The 24,259-nt window shown below is 53.0% G+C and carries 18 protein-coding genes and 1 riboswitch; of the genes, 3 read left to right on the top strand and 15 right to left on the bottom strand.

Annotated elements, in window-relative coordinates; all coding sequences use genetic code 11:
- Window positions 1-21: 21 nt before the first annotated feature.
- The 6 genes from ACI1P2_RS02000 to ACI1P2_RS01975 all read right to left on the bottom strand — a co-directional run bounded on the left by ACI1P2_RS02000 (window position 22) and on the right by ACI1P2_RS01975 (window position 7,344).
- Window positions 22-2,223 carry a Tex family protein gene (locus ACI1P2_RS02000; RefSeq protein WP_355316374.1) on the bottom strand — a complete coding sequence of 734 codons (2,202 nt, stop codon included), beginning with the start codon at window positions 2,221-2,223 and terminating at the stop codon, window positions 22-24.
- A 138-nt stretch (window positions 2,224-2,361) separates the two neighbouring features.
- A complete protein-coding gene (locus ACI1P2_RS01995; protein ID WP_305756516.1) occupies window positions 2,362-2,712 on the bottom strand; it encodes a type II toxin-antitoxin system PemK/MazF family toxin in 351 nt (116 codons plus the stop codon).
- Between the two features lie 6 nt (window positions 2,713-2,718).
- Window positions 2,719-3,000 (bottom strand): CopG family ribbon-helix-helix protein, encoded by a 282-nt coding sequence (locus ACI1P2_RS01990; RefSeq protein WP_355316373.1) that lies wholly within the window; start codon window positions 2,998-3,000, stop codon window positions 2,719-2,721.
- Between the two features lie 348 nt (window positions 3,001-3,348).
- The gene (gene alr, locus ACI1P2_RS01985) at window positions 3,349-4,530 is read right to left on the bottom strand and encodes an alanine racemase (protein ID WP_355316371.1); all 1,182 of its coding nucleotides are present in this window, start codon (window positions 4,528-4,530) and stop codon (window positions 3,349-3,351) included.
- A 214-nt stretch (window positions 4,531-4,744) separates the two neighbouring features.
- Entirely contained in the window at window positions 4,745-6,013 is a 1,269-nt protein-coding gene (locus ACI1P2_RS01980; protein WP_355316369.1) for a DUF4367 domain-containing protein, read from the bottom strand.
- Between the two features lie 125 nt (window positions 6,014-6,138).
- Window positions 6,139-7,344 carry a PstS family phosphate ABC transporter substrate-binding protein gene (locus ACI1P2_RS01975; RefSeq protein WP_355316367.1) on the bottom strand — a complete coding sequence of 402 codons (1,206 nt, stop codon included), beginning with the start codon at window positions 7,342-7,344 and terminating at the stop codon, window positions 6,139-6,141.
- 202 nt (window positions 7,345-7,546) lie between these two features.
- A riboswitch (FMN riboswitch) is annotated at window positions 7,547-7,693 on the top strand.
- A 179-nt stretch (window positions 7,694-7,872) separates the two neighbouring features.
- Between ACI1P2_RS01975 and ACI1P2_RS01970 the strand changes: the two genes are divergently transcribed.
- Window positions 7,873-8,823, top strand: coding sequence for a DMT family transporter (locus tag ACI1P2_RS01970; RefSeq protein ID WP_355316366.1), 951 nt, complete (start codon window positions 7,873-7,875; stop codon window positions 8,821-8,823).
- Between the two features lie 80 nt (window positions 8,824-8,903).
- On the opposite strand, the gene ACI1P2_RS01965 is transcribed toward ACI1P2_RS01970, so the two are convergent.
- The 9 genes from ACI1P2_RS01965 to ACI1P2_RS01925 all read right to left on the bottom strand — a co-directional run bounded on the left by ACI1P2_RS01965 (window position 8,904) and on the right by ACI1P2_RS01925 (window position 20,296).
- Window positions 8,904-10,247: a M20/M25/M40 family metallo-hydrolase gene (locus tag ACI1P2_RS01965; protein ID WP_355316364.1), complete on the bottom strand. Its 1,344-nt coding sequence runs from the start codon at window positions 10,245-10,247 to the stop codon at window positions 8,904-8,906.
- Window positions 10,248-10,252: 5 nt separating this feature from the next.
- Window positions 10,253-11,524, bottom strand: coding sequence for a M20/M25/M40 family metallo-hydrolase (locus tag ACI1P2_RS01960; RefSeq protein ID WP_355316362.1), 1,272 nt, complete (start codon window positions 11,522-11,524; stop codon window positions 10,253-10,255).
- Between the two features lie 75 nt (window positions 11,525-11,599).
- Complete coding sequence (locus ACI1P2_RS01955) at window positions 11,600-13,378, bottom strand: S9 family peptidase (RefSeq protein ID WP_355316360.1); 1,779 nt, start codon at window positions 13,376-13,378, stop codon at window positions 11,600-11,602.
- A 40-nt stretch (window positions 13,379-13,418) separates the two neighbouring features.
- On the bottom strand, window positions 13,419-14,414 hold the full coding sequence (locus tag ACI1P2_RS01950; RefSeq protein WP_355316358.1) for an ABC transporter ATP-binding protein: 996 nt from the start codon (window positions 14,412-14,414) through the stop codon (window positions 13,419-13,421).
- Entirely contained in the window at window positions 14,407-15,417 is a 1,011-nt protein-coding gene (locus ACI1P2_RS01945) for an ABC transporter ATP-binding protein (RefSeq protein WP_355316357.1), read from the bottom strand. The genes ACI1P2_RS01950 and ACI1P2_RS01945 overlap by 8 nt, the downstream gene beginning before the upstream one ends.
- Window positions 15,418-15,434: 17 nt before the next feature.
- Window positions 15,435-16,343, bottom strand: coding sequence for an ABC transporter permease (locus tag ACI1P2_RS01940; protein WP_355316355.1), 909 nt, complete (start codon window positions 16,341-16,343; stop codon window positions 15,435-15,437).
- A gap of 12 nt (window positions 16,344-16,355) precedes the next feature.
- Window positions 16,356-17,306 carry an ABC transporter permease gene (locus tag ACI1P2_RS01935; protein ID WP_355316353.1) on the bottom strand — a complete coding sequence of 317 codons (951 nt, stop codon included), beginning with the start codon at window positions 17,304-17,306 and terminating at the stop codon, window positions 16,356-16,358.
- A 26-nt stretch (window positions 17,307-17,332) separates the two neighbouring features.
- Entirely contained in the window at window positions 17,333-18,916 is a 1,584-nt protein-coding gene (locus tag ACI1P2_RS01930) for an ABC transporter substrate-binding protein (RefSeq protein ID WP_408976111.1), read from the bottom strand.
- Window positions 18,917-18,982: 66 nt separating this feature from the next.
- Window positions 18,983-20,296: a CapA family protein gene (locus ACI1P2_RS01925; protein ID WP_355316349.1), complete on the bottom strand. Its 1,314-nt coding sequence runs from the start codon at window positions 20,294-20,296 to the stop codon at window positions 18,983-18,985.
- Between the two features lie 432 nt (window positions 20,297-20,728).
- Here ACI1P2_RS01925 and ACI1P2_RS01920 point away from each other — a divergent pair, with 432 nt between their 5' ends.
- On the top strand, window positions 20,729-22,042 hold the full coding sequence (locus tag ACI1P2_RS01920; RefSeq protein ID WP_355316347.1) for a helix-turn-helix domain-containing protein: 1,314 nt from the start codon (window positions 20,729-20,731) through the stop codon (window positions 22,040-22,042).
- 211 nt (window positions 22,043-22,253) lie between these two features.
- Window positions 22,254-24,218: a methyl-accepting chemotaxis protein gene (locus ACI1P2_RS01915; RefSeq protein ID WP_355316345.1), complete on the top strand. Its 1,965-nt coding sequence runs from the start codon at window positions 22,254-22,256 to the stop codon at window positions 24,216-24,218.
- Window positions 24,219-24,259: the final 41 nt, after the last annotated feature.

Raw genomic sequence — 24,259 nt, 5'->3', positions numbered from 1 at the left:
ATTTATTTGTATTTCAGGATATCAGGCATGTGCCTGTTCTTCGGCCGGCTCTTTCATGGTAAGACCGACTCTGCCTTTTTTCAAGTCTACGTTCAGCACCCAGACCGTAACGTTATCACCCACGGATACGACATCCATCGGATGCTTCACAAATCCGTGCTTCAGCTGTGAAATATGCACAAGGCCGTCGCTCTTGATGCCGATATCGACGAATGCGCCGAAATCAATCACATTCCGCACCGTTCCCTGCATCTTCATGCCTGGAGTCAGGTCTTCGATCTTCAATACATCCTTGCGGAATACCGGCAGCGGCAGTTCATCCCGCGGATCTCTGCCCGGACGCTGCAGGCTGTCCAGAATGTCGCGCATCGTAGGCACACCGACACCCAACTTCTCCGCCAGCCGCTCCGGTTCCTGTGCAGCCAGCAGGTCAGCAACACGCTTGGAGCCGAGCTCCTGCTTATCGATATTCAGCTCCTGGATCAGGCGGTTCACCACTTCGTAGGATTCAGGGTGAATCGGGGTACGGTCAAGCGGATTGTCCCCGCCCGTAATGCGCATGAAGCCGACACACTGCTCATAGGTTTTGGCTCCAAGGCGGGGCACCTTCTGTAATTGGCGGCGGTTGGCGAACTTTCCGTTCTCCTCGCGGAATTTTACGATATTTTTGGCAATAGTCGCGTTGATACCTGCCACATAGGACAGCAGTGATGGCGAAGCCGTATTCACATCAACCCCGACATGGTTAACAGCTGATTCAACGACAGCCTTCAGGCTTTCTTCCAGATGCTTTTGGGAAACGTCATGCTGGTATTGACCGACCCCGATCGCTTTTGGTTCGATTTTGACAAGCTCGGCCAATGGGTCCTGCACACGGCGGGCAATGGAAGCCGCACTCCGTTCCGCCACATCCAGATCCGGGAACTCGTCCTGCGCCAGCTTCGACGCCGAATACACGCTGGCACCCGCTTCATTTACGATCAGGTAAGAAAGCTTGTCGTTCCTTAGCTCGGCGATCAAATCGGCGACGAATTGCTCCGTTTCCCGGGAAGCGGTGCCGTTGCCGATCACAATCAGCTCAACATCGTACTTGTCAATCAGTTCCTTGAACTTCTCGGCGGCTTCCTTCTTCTTGTTATTGGGTGGAGTCGGATACGTAACGGCCACCTCAAGCAGCTTGCCGGTATCGTCAACCGCGGCCAGCTTGCAGCCGGTACGGTAAGCAGGGTCCACACCGAGAACCCGCTGTCCCTTGATCGGGGCCTGCAGCAGCAGGCTGCGCAGATTGCCGGAGAAAATGGAAATGGCCTGGTTCTCCCCTTTTTCCGTCATTTCCGCTCTGACTTCACGTTCAATGGACGGAGCAATCAGCCTTTTATATGCATCTTCAATGACGGCCGTCATCAAATGATCAACAACAGACGGGCTTTTCTGGATCTGGCTTGAAATATAACGGTGAACCGATTCCGGCGCAATTTCCAGACCTACCTTCAGAAAGCCCTCGCGCTCCCCACGGTTGATGGCCAAAATCCGGTGCGGCGGCATTTTCTTCGCCAGCTCGCGATAGCTGTAGTAGTTCTCGTAGACGGATTCCGCTTCCGCATCCTTGGCCTCCGAGGTCAGCATGCCGTGATCCAGCGTATAGCGGCGCACCCATTTGCGGATGTTTGCATCATCGGCAATATTTTCAGCCAAAATATCCAATGCTCCCTGCACTGCCGCATCAGCTGTATCCACACCCTTTTCCGGGTCAACATAACGCTCTGCTTCCTGCATTACATCGCCCTTCTTCGGCTGATTCCAGATCCATACCGACAGTGGCTCCAGCCCTTTTTCCTTGGCGACACTGGCCCGTGTCTTGCGCTTCTGGCGGTAAGGACGATACAGATCTTCCACTTCCTGCAGCTTGACCGCATTTTCGATAGCGCCCTGCAGTTCCTCCGTCAGCTTGCCCTGCTCCTCAATAATCCGGATGACCTCCAGCTTGCGGTCCTCCAGATTGCGCAGGTACTGCACCCGCTCTTCGATTTGACGTAGCTGGTTCTCGTCAAGCTCTCCCGTCATTTCTTTGCGGTAACGGGCAATAAAAGGGATCGTATTTCCTTCATCCAGCAGGCCGGTCGTCGTACGCACCTGCTTCAGGGACAGCGACAGTTCCTCCGCCACCTGTTTAATAATGCGTTCCTGGCGCTTCTGCTGCGCCTCATCAACTACATTAGACATGTTACTAAAACTCCTTCCAGCCCCATACAACGGAGCTTATCCATCATACTAACCCGATTGGGGCGGCTGCAACTGTTTGTGACAAAAAAAGAACCGTACTTGCCAGTACGGCCCTTGATATTCTTCATCCATCCGATGCTAAAAATCAATCAGTCCCAAACTGATCTGAAGGGCATCGCTTACTTTACGCATGGTTTCCTCATCCAAATGGGTGATCTTGTCAGTCAACCTTTGTTTGTCAATCGTCCGTATTTGTTCCAGGAGGACGACAGAGTCGCGGTCAAAGCCATGCGTCGCCGCATCTATTTCCACATGCGTCGGCAGTTTTGCCTTCTGGATTTGGGCAGTAATCGCCGCTACGATTACAGTAGGACTGAAGCGGTTGCCAATATCATTCTGGATGATCAGTACCGGCCGTACTCCTCCCTGCTCGGAACCGACAACGGGTGAAAGATCTGCAAAAAAAACATCGCCGCGCTTAACGATCAATATCGATTACACCCCGCTAACTGTGCGGCCCAGAGTGCTGTCTGCATCTTCCTCCGCGTGAAAAGCCTCGGATGCCATGGTTAAATTGATCTTAGCCATCTCCATGTATCCCCGCTGCATCGCTTCACGGATATACCGTTTCTTCCGTTCGCTCAAATACAGCTTCATGGCCTGCCTTATAAATTCACTGCGGTTGGAATTCTCCATAGCTACGATCCCGTCCACTTCCTGAAGAAGATGATCAGGCAAACTGATCATAATCCTTTTGGTGTTCTGCAAGTTAGCCAACTTTCCTTCCACCCCCAAAACCTTGTCGCCATTGTACCATTATAACGTTATTCCCGGTAATTTATACAAGAGATATATATGTTGCCAGTATATCAACTATGCTGCATCCCATTATAAACTAACCTGGGCATTTGCGTACAGGGCGTTTCCTGCCAAAAAACACCCCGCTGCCGCCATCATGCTCCCGTTTATGCGCCAGCATAGTGTTTTCTTCGCCTCTTAAATAACATATTTCGAGACGCTCTGCGCAAACTCCTGCCTGTTCATATCGTTTCTCTTGTCATTTCCTCACTTTTTGCTTCTAATTGAAGAAAAAACCGGTAATTCGTTATCCATTGGCACAAATTGCTACAATAACGGGTTTCTGCGGGTAACCAATCGGCCTTCGCGCATATACAGCCGTGGAACCCTGTTCGCGATCATGCAGACCACCTCATAGTTGATGGTATCTAGCCAGGAAGCCAGTTCATCCGCGGAAATGCTCGCGCCGGACTGCTGGCCGATGAGAACAACCTCCTCGCCGGTATGAATTTTCTCCGCCTCATCGGCGAAGGATTGCAGAGATACCATACACTGGTCCATACAAATGGTGCCCAATACCGGAACGCGACGGCCGCGTATCAGTACTTCCGCTTTACCGGTCAGCATCCGCGAATATCCGTCGGCATAACCGACCGGAAGCGTGCCGATGAGCTCATGGGAAGCTGTTGTATATTTGGTCCCATAGCTGATGCCCCAACCGGGGGGAAGTGTTTTGACGTAGGACAGCTCCGTTTTCAGTGTCAAAACCGGGAGCAGTTCAACAGCCTGACGGTTCACCTCATAGGAAGGATATAAGCCGTACATGGCGATGCCGAGCCGGATCATGTCGAACGACAGCCCCGGCATGTCCAAAGCCGTTGCACTGTTTCCCGTATGTATGAGGGGAATAGAATAGCCTTTCCCTTTCAGCACCGACGCCACACTCTGAAATCTCCGGTATTGTTCCAGTGTATAGCTTTTATTTTCTTCATCCGCCCGGGCAAAATGAGTGTACATTCCTTCCAGTTCGGCCTCTTCTGTATTCCAGACCTTCTCGATAAAGGCAAGTGCGCCTTCATCCGGCAGCAAACCGAGACGTCCCATGCCGCTGTCAATTTTAATATGCACCTTCAGCCTGCGCGGGCTGCCTTTACGGTCAAGCGCCTGAATGGCCTCCAGCACCTCTGTCGTGAACAGCGTCAAAGTGAGATCGTTCTCCCATGCCGTATGCACGGCCTCCGGTGACGTATAACCCAGAACCAGGATAGGCAAAGTAATTCCTGCCCTGCGAAGTTCAAGGGCTTCGTCCAGAAATGCCACGCTGAGATAATCAACCCCGAGCTGCTCCAGCTCTCTCGACACGTCTACCGCTCCATGACCGTAGGCATTGGCCTTGACGCACACCAGCAGCTTCATCTGCTGCGGCAGCGCATGGCGAAAGCCCACATAATTGGAACGCAAATGATCGAGATTGATTTCCGCACGGGTCGGTCTGTATTGTACTTGCACTGTAGGTCACCTTCTTCAATGTCTTGGGTCCGAGCCGGATCGCGCTGGGCGATGTAAGCTGAATAGTATCATGGTAATGTTCCATGCTGCGGCTGTCAATGAAGCAGGGCCGGAGAGCTCCAAGTACAGGAAAACAGCGGATGAAGAAAAAGACGGACAGCGGCAGCGGCAGAGCGAATAACTCCACCAACCGTCACTATCCGCCTACAAGGATTTATTTACCCGATTGATCCTGCATAGACGCGGCGATTTGAATCATTTCCTGAACAGGCAGGTCGGCGCTCGTAATTCTGAACTCCACACCGTCCATCATCCAGGTCAAGGTTTGCTGCTGATCCCCTGTCAATACACCTACCACACCAAAGCCCATATCGATCGGATCGCCTGCGGCAAGGGATACAGCCCGATCCAGCGGCCGGCTCTCCACAATCGTATAATTGTACTGCCCGGAATAACGCAGCATCACCGCATGGGTCTCGCTGTCCGCAACTTCCGGCATATCCCTCATCTGCACGCCTTCCGGCATATAGGTCGGCTCGATAATTCCGAATTCACTCATGGCCGGGTCCTCGCTTCCCTGACCTGATTGGCCGTCAGCTCCTGCGTTCGGTTCCCCGGCACCGGCATCTGCGTCACCAGCCTGGGTACCATCCGCCGCAGGTTGCTCCTCTGTTCCGTTAGCCTCACCCGCGGCTGATCCGCTTGAGTCCGTTCCTGCCTGATCCGTGTTTCCTGTTTCATCAGAGGTTCCTGTTTGATCCTGGTTCTCCGATGACTTGACGCCCCCGGTCTCAGCCTGTGGCTGCCCGTCCTTCGCATCCCCTGAACCGGATGGTGGAACAGCCGTGCTGCCTGCCGCCATGTTGCGCTCCATATCAAAAGCGTCCTTGTCAAATTCCGTGCCGAATTTGAAATCGCTGAATTTCAAATCGACCACGACTTTGGCATTGGCGTCCGACACCTGCACTTGCTGCGGAGCATAATTGTCCTTGGCAAGCCAGATTTTTTGGCGGACAAGCGCATGGCTGTTGTAATTGGCAGCAACATCGAAGACGTAGGCTTTGTCATCGTCAGCCAGCTGACGGGTCTCATCGCCTATTATGCTGCGCACCAGTGTTTCGTACAGATATACCTGTCCCTGGTTATCCGGCCAGTCGCTTTTGAAGCGGAAGCTTTTGTTCAGGCTCGGTGTAAGGACAAATACCCCTTCATCATTCCGCAGCACAATTTGGGTAATATCCTTCTTCTCATTGGTCATGGCTATACGATAATATGAGGGTTTGCGGTAGGATATATCCACCAGATATTCCTGCGGCGTCTGGCCGGTATGCAGGGTCATCAGCGCCGTACCGTGATAGCTGTCCATCCCGCTTACCACATCACTCAAATCTTTAACCACATCGTCCGCACTCTTCTTGCCGCAGCCAGCCAGCAGCACGGTCACGCACATGATCATGGCAAGTATCCATGAACTCCGGCGCATATCATCAACCCCTTCAGCATGTTTTAATTCGAATTAGTACATGTCTATGAGGGACTTGTTCGATTTATGCTGACTAGCCTGACAAGCAGCCTTTAATTACTGCCGGCCGGTTCATCTCTAAAAACTTAGCGGTTGACCGGGGCGTAACCCGTTTGTTCAACTAGTTCCTGCCCTTCCGGGGAGAGAATCCACCGAATAAGCTTGGCAGTAGATTCGTCCTCTTTTTTCTTGCCGGTCTTGCCTTTCCCGTACTTGGGCTCCACCGTAACCGCATAGAACGGTGCCGTAATCGGATAGCTGCCGCGGCTGATTGTATCTGCATTGGGCATTATGCCGTCAACGGCCAGCAAACGGATGCCTTCATCAGCATTCATGCGGGTCGCAAAGTAATTGAAGGAAAACCCGATGGCATTCCTGTAATTATGGTAATCCGCCGTTTGCTGCATAATTCCGCCCATTCCTGCCGCTACATCCTCTGTCACGGGTTCAAACGGCTCGCGTTCTCCCATCCATTTGCGCAGCATGGTCTGGCTTCCGCTATCTTCCGGCCGCTGGAACGCCCGGATCTCCTCATCGCGGCCCCCGACCTCCTTCCAGTTCGTAATTTTACCACTATAAATATCCTTCAGTTGCTCACTCGTCAAACCTGTCACAGGATTAGCCGTATTTACAAAAAACACGAAGCCTTCCCGGCCGATGGGAGTAAGCTTCAAATCCAAGGAATGCTCACCTGCCAGCTGCAATATCCCTTCGGACGGAGCCGCTGCAAAGATCAAATCCGTCTCCCTGGTTATTAGCAGTTTATATGCAGTGGCCGTTCCGCTGGACATGACCTCGCTGTCGTGTACCGGATAGTTTTTCTCCGGATACACAGCCTGCACAAAAGCCGAATATACCGGATAGAGTGCGGTTGCTCCGTCCAGGCGGGGCAGCGCGCCCTCACCGGTTATCCTGAAGGAGGATGGTTTGGACAGGCCCACCGTTTTAGTTTCATCTGCGAAGGGCTCGTACATTTCCAGATTTACATCCTGCTCACTGGCGATTTTAAGACTGTTGACATAAGCGTGGTTCGCTTCATACCCCGCAGCGGCCAGCACACAGCAGCCAAGGCTGATGACAATGCCCATCCGGTACCATCTGTGGAGTCTGACAGAGACAAAATTGAACAAAATGATGGCAATAATAACGATTCCTAAAACGGCAAAAAACAATGGAATATAAAATCTCTGCCCGTCCACCGTAAATGAAATGAAAAGCAAGGCAATAAAACCGAGCAATAACACGAATGTCAAAGCAACCAATGTCAAAATGATATGTACAACAGCTTTCAAAAACAGCCCGATCTCCCCCTTCTATTCCTCCACTTCCTACTTGCCCGTCATTTCCATCACATTATATCCTGGGCTGGTAATATAGGCCATATTTTTATAAAATCTGAAAAACCATGAAATCCCGCTGCCTCCTTCATGAAAATTTCACTGGACGGAGCATGACTTGCAACTGTAGAATAGATACTATCTAAAAAAACGGAATAAGGATCTTCGGGGTAGGGTGAAATTCCCGACCGGCGGTATGGCTCCTGGAGCCGAGCCCGCGACTCCGCTGCCTGTCATGCAGACAGCGGACTGATTTGGTGAGATGCCAAAGCCGACGGTACAGTCCGGATGGAAGAAGATCGCACAATAAACCACGTTCAGCGGGTTCCGGGGGAACAGTTTGCTCTTTTTGGCGCATTCAAATTCCCATGGCCACTGCATACGTTCAGGTTTATTTGATCATCAGCCCCCGTCCGTGTTAACGACACGTGAACGGGGGCTTTTGCCTCTATGGGTCCTTCATCCACAAAGGAGCTAACAATCATGAGTGAAACAACAGCTTCATCCGGAGCTATTCTACGGCAAGCTCCTGTCAAAAGCGGCTTCTGGCTGGTCGTCATCGGTGCGGCCTTATGGGGTGTTGATCCCCTGTTCCGCATCCTGCTGCTGGATTATCTGACCTCCACGCAGATCGTGCTGCTGGAGCACATCATTCTGTTTATCTGCGCCGCGCCGGTGCTGTGGCGGCACCGCGCGGAGCTGAAGCGGGTCCGGCTGCGCCATGCCATAGCCCTGCTGTTCATCTCCTGGGGCGGATCGGCACTCGCCACCGTGCTGTTCACGATGGCCCTGTCCGACGGCAGCCCGAATGCGGTGCTGCTGCTGCAGAAGATGCAGCCCCTTTGTGCCATCATCATGGCCAGAATCATTTTAAAAGAGCTGCTGCCCCGCTACTTCAGCATTTTGCTGCTGGTGGCGCTGGCCGGCACCTATATGCTGACCTTCGGCTGGTCGATGCCTTTCAGCCATGTCAACGATTTTATTCAAGTCGGCAGCCTGCTCTCTCTGGGCGCTGCCGCTTTATGGGGCGGTTCCACCGTCATGGGCAGATATTTGCTCGGCACCATGAAATATGAGACGGTAACGTCTCTGCGCTTCATGCTGGCCCTGCCTTTGCTGCTCGTGATGACCTCTATGGAGCATGCCCCCTGGCAGCTCCCTTCAGGCACATGGGCCGCGGGCGGAGTGATCCTGAATCTGGTGCTGCAGGCGCTGCTTCCCGGATTGCTCAGCATGGCACTGTACTACAAGGGACTCAGCTCAACCAAAGCGTCCTATGCTACGCTGGCCGAGCTCAGCTTCCCGATGATTGGCGTGCTCATTAACTGGATCGCTTTTCATGAGCTGGTCACCCTGCCGCAGCTTATCGGCTTTATGCTGATCTGGGTTACGCTGTTCCTCATTTCCAGACAGCCCAGGGAGCTTTCCGCGTGAGACGAAATTTCGCCTAATAATACAACGACCGCGTCCCCATAAACGGGAACGCGGTCGTTTTTTTCAATATATACACTATTTCACTTTGGAAATTCATGCAGCACCAATGCGGCGAATTTGATGCCTTCGACGTAATCTTCCACATAGATACTTTCATTCGGCGCATGATTATGCGAGGCGGCATGACCTACACCGAAGCCCAGCGACGGGATTCCGAATTTCTGGCACAGGTTATACATCGGGCCCGTCCCAGCCTGAGAGCGGATTACCTGCGGTTTTTGTTCGAAAAATGTATTGGCGCTGCCAACCACCTTCTGCACCAGCGGATCGTCAATCCGCGTCACCGCCGCATGCTGCCCCTTTAATGGAACAATTTCAATATCCGCAAAGCCTTGCTTGTCCAAATGCCGGCGCAACAGCGTTAAAATCTCCGCAGGGTCCTGCTCGGACACGAGACGGAAATCCAGCTTCACCTTTGCCGAGGAAGGAAGAACCGTTTTCGACCCTTTCCCCGTATAACCGGCTTCTATTCCGCAGATGGTACAGGTCGGCTGAAAGATCAGCTTCTCCTTCAGCGCAAAACCGGACAGCCCGTTCACGTACTGCTTCAGCCCGAGCTGCTCCAGCTCCTTCGCCTCCTGATAGTCCATTTCTTCGGTCAGCCTGCGTTCTTCCTCCGTCAAGGGGAGCACACGGTCATAAAAGCCGTCGATCAGGATTTCCTCCCGCTCATTTTTAAGCGTGGCAAGCACCCATACGAGCCGCCATGCCGGATTCTCGACAATCGCCGCCTTCGCCGAATGCAGATCCATATTTGCCCCATGCGCATGCAGCTCCACATACAGCATTCCTTTGCAGCCAAGCGTGATCTGCGGCCGTCCATCGATGCTCTTAAATCCGTTTTCCCAGATGTTCGCATCCGCCCACAGCTTGTCCGGGTGCTGCGCGGTAAACTCCTCCAGATGCGGACTGCCGATTTCCTCTTCCCCTTCGATAATGAATTTCAGATTGACCGGCAGCTCGCCGTATACGCTCTGATACGCATGAACCGCGCAAATTCTGGACATCAGCGTCCCTTTGTTGTCCGCCGTCCCACGGGCGTACAGCCGACCGTCCCTGATTTCCGGTGAAAACGGGGGACTGTCCCACAACTCAATCGGGTCCTCAGGCTGCACATCGTAATGGTTATAAAAGGATAAGGTCTTCGTCTTGCCGGTATGAATCTCCCCGTACAAAATCGGATTACCCGAGGTCGGAATCCTTTCTACCTTGTCCGTCAATTTCTTTAAATGGGATTCCACCAAGGCAACGGTCTCCTCAATGCCTCTGTTTTGCGCGGCTACGCTTGGCTGCCTGCATAATTCGATCAGCCATTCCAGATACATCTCTTTATGTTCTTCAATAAATTGATAGACTTTTTCCATAGCCGTTACCTTTTCGCCAGCAGTGGGTCGGATACGCCCTCAAACCCCGCCAGTCCAAGCACGGTCAGAAATACCTTCTGCGCGCCAAGGTAGGAATCCTGCGGGTCAAAATATTCGTCAAGAGTATGTACCCCGCCATAGTCACCGCCGCCGCCCAGGGTGACCGCCGGGATGCCCAAATAAATCGGAATGTTGGAGTCCGTACTGCTGGCCTCGCCCAGTACAGGCTCAAATCCGATGGCGGCCGTTGCGGCCGCCGAAGCCTGCACGATCAGCGCGTGCGGGTCCTGCGAGCCTGCCGGACGGTCCCCGACCAGCTTGGCCTCCACCGTAATGGCCCCTTCCCGGTTCCAGCGCCGATTTTCCTGCTCCGCCGCCCTTTCAAGCAGTGCCAATACCTCTGCTTCCAGCTTCAGCAGCTGCTCCTGCGAAGTCGAACGCATATCCAGCACCATTTCTCCTGTCTCCGCAATCGTATTGACCGAGGTTCCGCCCTGAATAAGCCCCGCATTGAAGGTTGTCTTGGGATCAGTAGGGGTCTGCAGATCAGCCAGCTCCGCGATGGCACGGCCAAGCGCATGAATCGGGCTGGGTGTTCCAAAGTCGCCGAAGCTGTGACCACCCGGCCCCCTGAAGGTCACCTTGTAGCGCTTGCTGCCTACCCCTAAATACGTAATCCGGTCCGGTTCGCCCGGCTCGATGGAGATGAAACCGTCCAGATCATTCCGTCCTTCAAACAGCGCCTTGACGCCGCGCAGATCTCCCAGACCTTCTTCCCCGACCGTCGCCCCGATGATCAGATCACCTTTGGTCTTGATCCCGGCGTGATTCAATGCTCTGACCAGGGTGAGGACAACGGCCAGACCTCTGCCGTCATCGGAAATGCCGGGAGCATATATTTTCCCGTCTTTTCTTCTGGCAATGACGTTCGTACCGCGCGGAAACACCGTATCCAGATGCGCGCATACGACGAGTGCAGGCCCGCCTCCGCTTCCGGAGCGGATGCCGAACACGTTGCCGACCTCATCAGTCTGAATATCCTGGATGCCAAGCTCCTCCAGCTTCTTTTTATAAAGCTCCCCTTTTTCCGTTTCCTCAAAGGTCGGCGCTTCGATCTCCGTCAGTTCAATTTGCTCCTCCGCCGTGCGGTCATTGTCCGCTTCCAAAAAGACTAGCCCCGTCTGCACGCCGGAGTCGGCCAGCAGTCGCTCGTACACCTCTTTAACGTGATATGAAATCTCATATTTCTCCGCGTTTATCTCCAATTGCTCGCTCATCGCCCGTCTCTCCTTCGCCTGAAATAACTTCTAAACCGAATGTTTCTAAACGAAAAATTCTAGACCGAAGATTTTTTAGATCAGATGTTTTCTGAAAAACTCCACCGTTTTCCGGTGCATGGTAATATGATTTTCCAGCTTTTCCGTCTGATGTCCTTCATCTTCAAACACAATAAGTTCCACTTCCTGCTGCCGTGCCTGCATATCTCCTACCAGCTGCTCCGCTTCACTGACCGGAACGCGGGTATCATTGCGTCCATGAAAGACAAGCAGCGGCGCCTTGATTTTGTCCGAGTGATGCAGCGGCGCAATTTCGTCGAAAAAATCGCTGTGCTCCGCCAGACTGCCGTATTCGCATTCCCGCAACCGCCGCCGCCACTCGCCCGTATTCGTAAGCATCGTCTTCAGATTGGAGATGCCCACGATATCCACACCTGCCGCCCATAAATCCGGATAGTGCGTCACCGCCGCCAGCACCATAAAGCCGCCGTAGCTTCTGCCCATGATGCCGATTTTACCCGGATCGACGCCGCGGTTTTCGGTCAGGTCCTTGACCAGCCAGGCCAGATCCCGGACGGAATCCATCCGCTTCCTGGCATCGTCCAGCTGGATATAGGTTCTGCCGTAGCCGCTGCTTCCGCGTACATTCGGGGCCGCCACCGCAAAACCCTGACGCACCAAGTACTGCATGACCGGATGATATTCCGCCTTCGTCTGGCCCTCCGGCCCGCCATGCACATAAATGACCGCAGGTTTCCCCTGCTCTGCCGTTTGATTATAGAAAAAATACGGGACCTCCAGTCCGTCAAAGGAACGATAGGTGCAAATTTCCGGCTCGGCCCAGCGGCCGCTGATGCTGCCCGCGCGGCTAATGAAGGTTAAACGGCGGGCCGCCCGGGATGACCGGCTGTATTCCCAGATGTCCCCGGGCATGACCGGAGATTTCAGGCTGAACAGCAGGGCTTCGCCACTGAGCCAGGACAGGGAGTCTATGACGCCTTCAGGAACCGCTTCGGTCATCTCATGCTCTGTCGTGGCGATGTGATAAAAGCCCAGCCTGGAAATTCCACCTTCATTCACCGTAAAAGCCAGCATGTCCTCCTGCGGTGAAAGTGCAATCTCTTCAATATCCCATCTGGGGAAATGAAGCAGCTTGGTCAGCCCTTCGGGGGAATCCGTGGAAAATTCACATATGTAAAGTGTCTCTTCCCCCAGATCTGTCAGGGCATACCCCTTTTTCCCGCTGTCCGCCATCCGTACCGCTTCATATTTGGCCAGCGTACCTGCCGGGCCGATCCGCACCTGCTTGCCTGTTCTGATGTTGATGTGATAAATCGTGCTGTCCAGGTTCGTTTCCCGGATGCGGACAAGCAGACTGTCATGATCCGCCCAGCCAAGCGGAACGCAGTTGCCATCATGGGTAAATACGGTTCTGACTTCCCGGGTCGCGATGCTGATTACAAAAATATCAAAATAGCCCGGATGCCTGCGGTTGCTGCTGTAGGAGAAAAGCTGCCCGTCCGGCGACCAGCCGCCCGGATAGTGAAAATGCTCGGCAGACTGCACCAAGGGCTCAAGCTTCCCCTCCTCCGCGAGAAACAACTGCTGCTTTTCGTTGCCTTTGCAGTCGACGCCCACGACCGCCCGTTTTTCATCAGGAGCGTGCATAAGGCTTAAAATCCTGTCCTCCGCCCGCGCAAATAAGACGGGATTTTGCTCTTCATCCAGAGTCCAAGCCTCGGGGATTCCGCCCATTTTGGACAGAAACGTCCACTTCCCTGTTCCGGGAATGGCACTGCAGGAATAAGCGCTTTTTACAGTTAGGTACTGCAGCAAAACTTCCTCTTCATTCATATGACCGCTCCCCCTCTCACCTTGTTGCTTCCATCATACCTCAATCGTATAAGTGGCAGGAAACAAAATGCCGGTCCTCCATTTGCTTTTTCATGGGAGCCTCCTGCTTGCAGCGGTCCATCGCATAAGGACAACGGGTATGAAAAATGCAGCCGGAAGGCGGGTTAAGCGGGGAAGGAAGCTCGCCTTGCAGGCGAATGCGCTCTTTCTTCACCTTCGGATTCGGCAGCGGCACCGCCGAGAGCAGCGCCTGGGTATACGGGTGCAGCGGAGAAGCAAATAACCGGTCCGTCGGCGCTTCCTCCATCATCTGTCCCAGGTACATCACGCCAATCCGGTCGGAAATATGCCGGACAACGCTCATATCATGGGCGATAAACAGATAGGTCAGCTGAAACTGCTCCTGCATGTCCTCCAGCAGATTGATAATCTGCGACTGGATCGATACGTCCAGCGCGGACACCGGCTCGTCACAGACGACCAGCTGCGGATTGGCGATCAGCGCCCGGGCCAGCCCGATCCGCTGCCTCTGCCCGCCTGAAAACTCATGCGGGTACCGGTAATAATGATCCACCTGCAGACCGACCTTTTGCATGATGTCCATGACTCTGTCGGCATGTTCCTTTTTATCCCCGATCGAGTGTATCAACAACGGTTCCTCCAGCGTGCTGCCGATCCGTTTGCGGGGATTCAGGGAAGAGTAAGGGTCCTGAAACACCATTTGGATTTCCTTCCTCGTTTTGCGGAGCGTCTGGCCCGATTGCTTGAAAATATCCTGATCCCTGTACATCGCGGTACCGGACGTCGGCTCGGTCAGGCGCATGATGGAACGGCCGGTCGTGCTTTTGCCGCAGCCGGATTCGCCGACCAGGCCGTAGGTTTCACCTTCATACAGCTGAAAGGATACGTTATCGACCGCTTTCACCTGCCCCTTTGCTCCTCCCAGTCGTCCCAGCGGCCCGCGCACCGGAAAATATTTTTTCAAATCCCGGACGTCCAGCAGCACCTTGGTTTCAGCCTCCGCCGTGTTATGCATAGACTCCTTCCTCCTCCCGCCCAATCCGTTCAACATGCCAGCATCTGACCTTCCGCTTGTCCGCTTGGCTGAACAATTCCGGCTCCTGCTCTCTGCACTGGCTGTCCGCATAGGGACAGCGCGCAGCGAACCGGCACCCCTGGGGCACATTCTCCAGCGATGGAACCATGCCTTCAATGACATGAAGTTTTGCCGTCCGGTCTCCGTCCATCTGCGGAATGGAACGGATAAGCCCTTTGGTGTACGGGTGCAGCGGTTTTTCAAACAAATCCTCCACAGAGGCTTCCTCCACGATTTGTCCGAGATACATGACCACCACACGATGACACAGCTCCGCCACAACCCCGAGATCATGGGTAATGAACATGACGCCCATGCCAAGCTGCTGATTAAGCTCGGAAATCAGATCGAGAATTTGCGCCTGGATGGTGACATCGAGCGCGGTCGTCGGCTCATCCGCGATCAGCAGTTTGGGCTCACAGGCCAGAGTCATGGCAATCATCACCCGCTGCCGCATCCCGCCCGACAACTGATGGGGATATTCGTGAATCCGCCTTTCCGGCGCCGGTATGCCTGTTAAACGGAGCATATCCACCGCTTTGGCATAGGCTTGTTTTTTGTTCATATGTTGATGCAGCATCAGCGATTCCGCAATCTGAAAGCCAATGGTCAGCACCGGGTTGAGCGAGCTCAGCGGGTCCTGAAAGATCATTGAGATCTCATTCCCGCGAATGTCCTCCATTTGCGGCCTGGACAGCTTTAAAAGGTTCATCTCCCCATTAAACCGTATTTCACCCTCGTACTTAACGAGGTGCTTTTCGTCAAATAAGCGCAGAATGGATTGGGAGGTCACACTTTTGCCGCAGCCCGACTCACCAACAACCCCCAAAATTTCTCCTTTATTAATATGAAAGGAAATGCCGTCCACAGCCGTCACCCGGCCCCGTTCTGTAGCAAAGTGTGTTTTTAAGCCGCGCACTTCAAGTAAAACGTCCGCCTGCATGCGATGCCCTCCTTCCTTTAATGGCTGCTTTTTCTTCCCTTTGACAGATGCGGATCAATCAGGTCTCTCAAACCGTCCCCCAGCAGGTTCAACCCAAGCACGGAAAGCATAATAAGCGCCCCGGGGAACACGGTCATCCACCAGGCTTTGAAGATGACAACTTTACCGTCTCCCAGAATGTTGCCCCAGCTCGGATTCGGGGCCGGAATGCCTGCGCCCAGAAAGCTCAAAGCCGCCTCCGTAATGATCGCGTCCGCAAAGATAAAGGAAGCCTGCACCACCAGTGGGGAGATCGTATTTGGCGCAATATGCAGCACGATGATTCTCCAGGGGCTGGCCCCTTGGGCCCTGACGGCCTCAATGTATGTCTCCTCCCGGATGACAATGGCGGCGGAACGGACGACCCGGGCCACATTCGGAATAAACACAATGGTCAATGCGATGATGACGTTCTGCTGCAGGGGGCCGAGGGCGGCGATCAGGGCAATGGCCAGCAGCACGCCGGGAATCGCCATAAGACCGTCACAAATACGCATCAGAATTTCGTCCAGCGCTCTGTAATAGCTCGCCAGCAGGCCGAAGATCATGCCGATCAGGCAGGCCAGGAAAGCAACGGTCAAGCCGATGCCCAGCGACACTCCCGCGCCGTACACAATTCTCGTCAGCAAATCGCGGCCAAAGTTATCAGTACCCAGCAGATGCTGCGAGCTCGGGGGCTTCAGCCGCTCCTCCACCACCATCGCAAACGGATCGTGTGGGGTTACCAGAGGTCCGATTAAAGCGAGCAGTGTCAAACCCGCCATCATCAGCCCGCCGATGACGATGCCTTTGTTGACCAGGACTCTCCGCCACAGCAGCCTGCGTTTTTGCTTCTTCAGATTTTGCTTCACACGGACTAGCTCCGTGCTGCTCCCGACCAGGCTCATGGGCTCCCTCCTTTATTTTTTCCCCAGCCTCACACGCGGATCGACCACGCCATACAACAGATCCACCGCCAGGTTGATCAGCACATAGAGAAAGGTGACAAATAATACGACGCCCTGGATAATCGAATAATCCCTTCGTTCCACGGAATTGATGATGAGCTGGCCGATCCCCGGAATGTTAAAAATCGTCTCCGTCACCACCGCACCCGCAATCAAGGCGCCGAAGGTCTGCCCGATTACCGTTAAAATGGGCAGGAACGCATTTTTGAGCGCGTGCCGATAGATGACCAATCGCTCTTTGACCCCCTTCGACCTGGCGGTTTTGATGTAGTTCATGTTCAGCACCTCCAGCAGGCTGGAACGCGACATGCGGGCAATCAGCGCCGTGTGCATGGCCCCGAGGGCAACGGACGGCAGGATCAAATATTTCAGATGCTGCCAAAGTCCGGCGCTCAGCGGCTGATAACCGGCGACCGGCAGCCACTGCAGCTGTACCCCGACCAGCAGGACTAGGAAGAGAGCCAGCAGAAAGCTGGGCATGCACATGCCGAGCAGCGATATGCCCATGACGGTCTGATCGGTGGCGGTCCCTCTGTGAATGGCCGCGAGAATGCCCAGCGGGAGGGAAAACAATACGGACAGGAGCCCGGCAAAAACCGCAACGGAAATCGTCGGCGTAAAATGGCTCATAATGGCGCTCGTGACCGGCATTTTCATAAAATAGGAGATTCCAAGATCCCCCTGCAGCGCCTTCCCGACCCAGTTGAAATACTGACTGATCAAGGGCTGATCCAGGCCCATTTCCGCCCGCAGCGCCTGAATTTGCTCCTCCGTGGCTTCATCCCCGAGCAGCACGGCCGCCGGATCGCCTGGCGTGATATGGACAATGGAGAAAATGACGACCGAGACGATGAACAATACCGGAATGAGCGAGAAAAGCCTGTTCACCAAATACATTTTCACAATTGATTTCCCTCCCCGAGGATTGGTTAACCCGCCTTTTTCACACCCCAAAGCACAGGTCCCTGAAACATGGTCAGATCCTGCAGCCCATTTGAAACGGCGTCAATCGAGGCATAATGACCGAACAGCGTATATGGCAGGTAATCGTTCCACATATAAGCCTGCATCTCGCTCCACAGCTGCTTGGCCTCTTCCTTGGTAGGAGCGACCCGGATCTCTGCCAGCATTTTAAAAAGCTTCTCATCGTCCGTCCAGCCGACATATTCAGGGTTGACCACCAGCAGCTGGGACGGCGTGGTTACATAACCTGTTCCTACAATGAGAAGGTCCCAGTTCGCCGGATCGGAGCGCCGTTCGGTCAGCGTCGGCCAGTCGTAAATTTCCAGCTTAACGTTAAGCCCCATCTCCTGAAGCTGCTGCTGCAGAACGACAGCCGAATTGTAATGGTGGTCATAGTCGCGGGTTGCGTATAAAATCAGCTCTTCCTCGTTGTACCCGGCGTCCGCCAGCATCTGCTTTGCCTTCTCCACATCGCCAAGGTTAAAGGACTCCTTGCCGGCATCGGTCGCCCAATCGGCCTGTTCAAAGCTCATGTACCCGGGATCAAGCTTGTACAGATCCTCGCTGCCGAAGCTCGCCATCATGATAGCGTTGGCGTTGATTCCCGTGTTGATGGCTGCGCGAATCTTCGGGTTTGTCATCAATCCCTGCTTTTTGTTATAAGCGACATTCAGCGTTCCGGAATCAAACGTGGCGTGAGTCGTCAAGTTCGGCATGCTCTTTAATTGCTCATAGTTGTCGAACGGCATGTTCGAGGCAATGTCGTACTCCCCGGTCTGAATGCCCGCAAGCCGTGTGGAGGAATCGGTCACAATATAATAGTAGACATCATCCACATAAACCGTCTTGCTGCCGGACAACCCGCTTGTCTCGCGGCTATCAACGCTGTAATCGGCAAATTTGACGAGATGGATGTATTGGTCCTGTGCCCACTGGTCAAAAGCAAACGGCCCTGTACCGATATATTCGGCAACTCCGTCTTTCCCCGCCCCTGTAATGATTTCCGACGGCATGATCGCCGGGAACTGCCCTTTGCCTGCCATAATGTCGAGCACGTCCGTCACCGGCTCGGCGAGGGTCAAGGTTACTGTGTAATCATCCGCGGCCTTGAATGTCGATCCGATCAGCAGCAGGGTTGCCCGCGACGATTTTTCCAGCCACCGGTTCATGGAGGCCACCACGTCCTCGGAGGTCATTTCTTTGCCGTTATGAAACTTGACGCCTTGTCTGAGCTTGAACGTATATGTCAGGCCGTCCTCGCTGGCCTCTATGGATTCCGCAAGCATCGGCACCGCCTGCTGATCGGCATTTTGCGTCACCAGCGTCTCATAAATGTTCCGCATCACCAGTATCGCGTCCGAGGAAGTGGTCAGATGAGCATCCAGCGTAGGCGGCTGCACGCTCATCGCGATCTTCACCGTGCCGCCCGCCGCGACCTCGGCCGAAGAATCTGTCGTTGTATTGGTGCCTGCCGTACCGGTGCCCCCGCCGCAGCCTGCCGCCAGTACAGTAATGAGCAGAAGTGTCACCAGCATTCCGATATTTTTCATCCGTTTCTCATCCTCCACTCCGTTGATTGAAAACCAATAATTCCGCCATTTCATACGGCACTTCGCTTACATGGTCACGGTTCCGCCGATTCCGATGCGTCCGGCGCCTCCCTCAATTTCGATGCTTGTCCCATAGGGAGCCGACAATTCCGCCAGTTCGGCCAAAATTTGCCCATTCGCGCTAAGCTCAGGCCATCCCCGCTCGTAGCGCGGTTTGCCGTAGCCCAGCTCAACCGGATGCAGGACGAGCTCCGTCAACTCGCCGTCGCGCATCTTCCATACTGGCAGCACGCTTTGCCAAATTTTCGGATTGACCCCAAAACCGATGGTGTTGTTCTGGCTGCGTTTTTCCAGGGCTCCGCCAACGTGCTCCGTATGTCCCAAACCGTATTTTTCATAAAAGTCGGCTGGCAGATGGGTTACGGTATCGTTTTGAAAAATAAAATTGCCCAGACTGTAGAAAATCGGCCTGTTCTTGTAGATTTCAATGCCTCTGAGGATGTGAGGACCATGCCCGATCACGGCGTGTGCGCCCTCATCAATGCAGCTTCTTGCGAAGATTTCCAGAAATTCAGCCGGCTTGTTTTTATGCTCACCGTTCATTTCGTGCGCGTGGATGCTGACGATAATGTGCTCAGCCTGCAGCTGCGCCTCCCTGATGGACGCAATGATTCGCTTCAGATCACCGGCGTGAGGGCGGCTTGTTACGCCTTCTTGATCGTCTTCCTTAAAAAGATAATTTCCAAAAGAATACAAATCATCATTTCGTGGCAATTTAAAGCCTTCTTTAATGCTCTGCTCCTGTGCTGCGTTGATTTTGATGATGGATGCGATGGATTTCAGCTGCTGTATTTTGTCAGGGGAAATTTTATGAATGGTTTCGTAACCCAGGGGATTCACACCAGGCCTGCCGATCATATCGGGGCGCTGGTCGCCGGCAATGGCGGATTCATGACAGGTCGAGGTGGCGGATATGATGGCAACCCGGCCGGCGGCCGTCTCCAGATAGCGCGGTTCACATGCGCTTGCGAGATTCATTCCCGCGCCTGCATGGACAAAACCGTGCTTGTTCAAGTATTTCTCTGTAGCCTCAAGCCCGCCGTAAGAGTAATCCAGCGTGTGATTGTTGGCCCATGCAATGAGATTAAATCCGTAAGCCTTCAAATCACACAGCGCATCCGGCGGGCCCATAGCCCAGGTTCCGCCGCTTACCGCCGCCGGAGTGCCTTCATGGTGGTGCAATGTTACTTCCAAATTCGTAAACCGGACATTCGCTTGCTTGAGAATCGTTGACAGCCTCTCAAAAGCTTCATCCTGCACGGGCAATCTTCTTGTGATAAAAGCATCACCCGTTGCAGCAAATGCAATCTCTCTACTCATCAAATCCCTCCCTCAGGTTTCTTTTCCCTTGCTAGAAAACGAGTTGATGAAGCAAAATATATAAGGAATTATTCCTTAACTATTCCTTAAACAAAGTATAGGCAGGCCGTGAAGTGTTGTCAATAAAAAAACATTTTTTGCGTAAGATAAAATGACTCCAATTTTCAAAAAATTAGAAAAAAATCAGCATTTCACACAAAAATGTTTTTGCGATCCTGGTTAAAAACGCAAATTCATCACCATTATGTAATTTATATGACATATATGCTAACATAAATTCAACATACGTATTGTATTCAAAACGTGCGGCCAATCCATGTTTTTTCACCTGCAGTCAAAAACTCTTGCCTTGAGGAATTTCGGAAATATGGTTTGCTTTCCCGACAATTCCTATTGTATGGTTGAGGAAATGAGATTGTGGAGGCTAGACCTGTGAAAGCAAGAGTCGGACTGCTGGGACCGAAAGATTCCGTGCAGAAAATCAGGGAAATCGGCATGGATTTCGAAGCCAGAATGGACTTGGTTCCTTTTATATATGAGGATTCGGGAGAAATTCCCGCTATAATTGAAAAGCATCAGCATGCGGTTCATTTCTGGATTTGTTCCGGATATACGCCGTATGTGCTATCCCAAAATTATCATCATACGCAGATGTTCTTTTATCCGAAATTCAGCGATGGAAGCATCACCAAGGTTCTGCTCGAAATCAGCTACAAGGACAAGCAGGACATTGAACGGATCAGCATAGACAGCATCTTCCGGCAGCAGTTTGTGGAGATGTATCAGGAGCTGGGAATTTCAACGGAGCAGATGTACCTGTATCCGAGATCAGGCGACACCTCCGCGGAAGAGATTTTTACGTTTCATACGGAGCTGTACACTGCCGGCAAAGTCAATATTTGTGCAACCGGCATCCTGTCCGTGTATCAGAGGCTGCGGGCACATGGGATCCCGGCATACCGGATTACAGCCACCAAGGACAATATCCGGCAGACCATCCGCTCCGCCTATGAGCTTTGGGAAAAGCAAACGTACCGTCAATCCCAGATCGCCATCCTGATGATCAAAATCGACGAAATTGAGAGCCTGGCCGCCAAGGAAGCCGTATCCTACGAGCTGCACCGCCTTGATTTGAAAATTCAAAATACGGTGCTCGATTTTGCCGAGACGGTTTCCGGGTTTTTCATGTCATCAGGCATAGGCAGATATACCGTATTTTCCACCAGGGGATCTTTGGAGCAACAAGGTGGGCAGGGCCTGCCTCTGCTCTCGCAGCTGTCGCTTATTACGGACCTGGCCTCCAATATCGGCATCGGGTATGGGGATTCGGCCACAGTTGCCGAAAAAAACGCGCTGCTTGCCTTGAATCATGCCGAAGCATTTGGCGGTTTTTCCAGCTTTCTGGTGGATGACAATGGCAATATCGAGGGTCCGCTTAAAGCCAATCATGAGATCGGCTTTAACTACCGCGTTACAGATTCGGAGCTAAGCGACAAGCTCAAGCAGGCAGGAGTAACCGTCAGCACCTTCAACAAAATCATTTCCGTCCAGAAAAACTCCGGTATGAACGCAATCTCGGCCAATGATGTTGCCGAATGGCTGAAAATGACGCAGCGCAACGCAAGGCGCATTCTGACCAGCCTGGAGGAGCAGGGAATCGCCAAAGTGATCGGCGAGGAAGCACCGATGCTGAGAGGAAGACCGCGCAAATTATATCAGGTGGGCTTTGAAAGCCGCGATGCCTGATATCCCGCAAAATCTTAACAATGAAAAGAAGCCAGAATTTCTCCGGAAATTTTGGCTTCTTTTCCCATCTGGACTAGGTCCGGAAGCTCTTTAATTTAACTCGAATTTGGTCGAATAACATAACAGCAGTTAAATTTGAAATAGGAGTACATGTATGGACAATATTCATTCCAAAAGCTTATTCGCCAGGTTCAGGAGACAAATGGGTTTAATGAGAACAAAACTGATCGCTTCATTCTTGATCGTACTCCTTATTCCCAGCCTGCTCATCGGTTACTTCTCGTACAGAAGTGCCAGTAACGAGCTGCGCGGCAACATTTCCGATTCAGTAACGACCAATATCGGATTGATCGATTCCAATATTACGGAATATGTGCAGCCGGTTATCAACACTCTGAACATGTTTGTGAATGTGCTCTCATCAGAGGATGTCACCGATCATCCGGAACAGGTTCAGCAGACGCTGGATCATATGATGGCCACGTACTCCAAGCTTGATGGAGTCATTATCGGAATTGAAGATGGCCGTTATGTCAAATCACCGGCCCAGGACGATCCGGCTTATGATCCGCGCGAGAGAGACTGGTACAAGGAAGGCATGAAGCTGAACGGAGACATTTTTATCAGCAAACCTACGACCAGCGCTTCTACCGGCAATCTGGTCGTCACGATTTCCAAATCCTTGCCTGACGGCAAAGGTGCGCTCACCTTGAATCTCAGCCTGCAGACCCTTACGGACAATTTGAAGGATATCAAAATCGGCGAGCACGGCGGATTGATGATCACCAACGATGAAAATCTGATCGTAGCGGGTGCCGGCCCTGCATATATCAACAGCAAGAAAAAGCCGGGAGATGTGCTGGAAGGACTGCCTGCAATCAAAACAAAAGACGGAATTGGAGTGGCTGATGGCAGCAGCTTCCTCGGTCAAAAGGCAGATATCTTTTCTGCCAATCAGCCGCTGACGGGCTGGAATATCTACGGCATCTATGACAGCCGGGATTATGACCAGGCGGTCAAGCCGATTTTGATCAACAGCCTTATTGTCATTGTCGTATCCATTGTCGCAGCGGCGGTAATTATTTTCTTCACGCTCCGCAGCATAATGGTTCCGCTGGGCAGATTGCAAAGAGGAACCAAGGTCATCAGTGAAGGCAACCTGACAGAACGGATCCAATTGCAGAGAAATGATGAATTCGGCGAGCTCGCCCGCGATTTTGATCAGATGACGAAATCCCTGCATGCGATGGTGACGGAGGTCAATCAAACCTCAAGCCATTTGACTTCTTCGGCTGAAGTTATTAAGGAGAGCACCGAGCAGACCACCCTGTCCGTTCAGTCTGTAGCGGAAACGGTGCAAGAAGCGGCAGAAACGGCATTAGCCAGTGCCGAGTCCTCAGAGCAAACCGCCTTTGCCGTGGAAGAAATGGCACGGGGCGTCAGCTCCATTGCCGAATCCGCGACAGCCATCGTGGACTCCGCATCCCGGACAGAAGAGGACGTAACCAACGGAAGCCGCCGAATCACTACAGTGCGCAGCCAAATGGACCGTATTTTACAGGCCGTGCATGAAACAGGCAATTCCATCAATGAGCTGTCCAGGCTTTCGGATCATGCGCGGGAAATGAATGACGCCATTGCCGACATCGCCAAGCAGACGAACCTGCTCTCGCTTAACGCCTCTATTGAAGCGTCGAGAGCAGGCGAAGCAGGCCGCGGATTTGCCGTTGTAGCCGAGGAAGTCCGCAAGCTCTCGGAGCAATCCAAGCATACTGCAAGTGAAATCAGCACAATCATCGGACAGATGGTGGAGTTAATCGAACGGTCGACCCATCAAATGAACACGGAGGTGCGCAGTCAGGTCAGCGAAGGCCTGCGGGTCAGCGAAGAAGCGCAGACTGCGTTCAACAGCATCGAACGCTCCACTGCTCATATTGTGGACCAGATCCAGACGGTATCCGCTGCTGCTGAACAAATTTCGGCAAGCACACAGGAGGTATCCGCTACCGTCACCGAGCTGGCCAACATGTCCAAGCAGTCGGCAGAAAGCGCACAGACGACATCGGCTGCCGCAGAGGAGCAGATGGCCGCGATGGAAGAGATCTCTTCCTCCACCCAGGAGCTTGCGCATATGGCGGAAAGCCTGCAGCAGATGGTCAGGCGTTTTACGATCTAGTTTCATTTATAAAAGAGACCTCTTCCATGATTGTTTATTGG

It is taken from the genome of Paenibacillus jiangxiensis (assembly GCF_046098255.1).
GTDB lineage: Bacteria > Bacillota > Bacilli > Paenibacillales > Paenibacillaceae > Paenibacillus > Paenibacillus jiagnxiensis.
This window is presented reverse-complemented; position numbering and strand designations above follow the sequence as displayed.

Excerpts from the sequence above, each read along its gene's own strand:
- ACI1P2_RS01965 (WP_355316364.1), bottom strand. The coding sequence starts at position 10,247 with ATGGAAAAAGTCTATCAATTTATTGAAGAACATAAAGAGATGTATCTG.
- ACI1P2_RS01980 (WP_355316369.1), bottom strand. The coding sequence starts at position 6,013 with ATGCGCCGGAGTTCATGGATACTTGCCATGATCATGTGCGTGACCGTG.
- ACI1P2_RS01940 (WP_355316355.1), bottom strand. The coding sequence starts at position 16,343 with ATGAGCCTGGTCGGGAGCAGCACGGAGCTAGTCCGTGTGAAGCAAAAT.
- ACI1P2_RS02000 (WP_355316374.1), bottom strand. The coding sequence starts at position 2,223 with ATGTCTAATGTAGTTGATGAGGCGCAGCAGAAGCGCCAGGAACGCATT.
- ACI1P2_RS01955 (WP_355316360.1), bottom strand. The coding sequence starts at position 13,378 with ATGAATGAAGAGGAAGTTTTGCTGCAGTACCTAACTGTAAAAAGCGCT.
- ACI1P2_RS01945 (WP_355316357.1), bottom strand. The coding sequence starts at position 15,417 with ATGCAGGCGGACGTTTTACTTGAAGTGCGCGGCTTAAAAACACACTTT.
- ACI1P2_RS01930 (WP_408976111.1), bottom strand. The coding sequence starts at position 18,916 with ATGAAAAATATCGGAATGCTGGTGACACTTCTGCTCATTACTGTACTG.
- ACI1P2_RS01915 (WP_355316345.1), top strand. The coding sequence starts at position 22,254 with ATGAGAACAAAACTGATCGCTTCATTCTTGATCGTACTCCTTATTCCC.
- ACI1P2_RS01925 (WP_355316349.1), bottom strand. The coding sequence starts at position 20,296 with ATGAGTAGAGAGATTGCATTTGCTGCAACGGGTGATGCTTTTATCACA.
- ACI1P2_RS01950 (WP_355316358.1), bottom strand. The coding sequence starts at position 14,414 with ATGCATAACACGGCGGAGGCTGAAACCAAGGTGCTGCTGGACGTCCGG.
- ACI1P2_RS01960 (WP_355316362.1), bottom strand. The coding sequence starts at position 11,524 with ATGAGCGAGCAATTGGAGATAAACGCGGAGAAATATGAGATTTCATAT.
- ACI1P2_RS01970 (WP_355316366.1), top strand. The coding sequence starts at position 7,873 with ATGAGTGAAACAACAGCTTCATCCGGAGCTATTCTACGGCAAGCTCCT.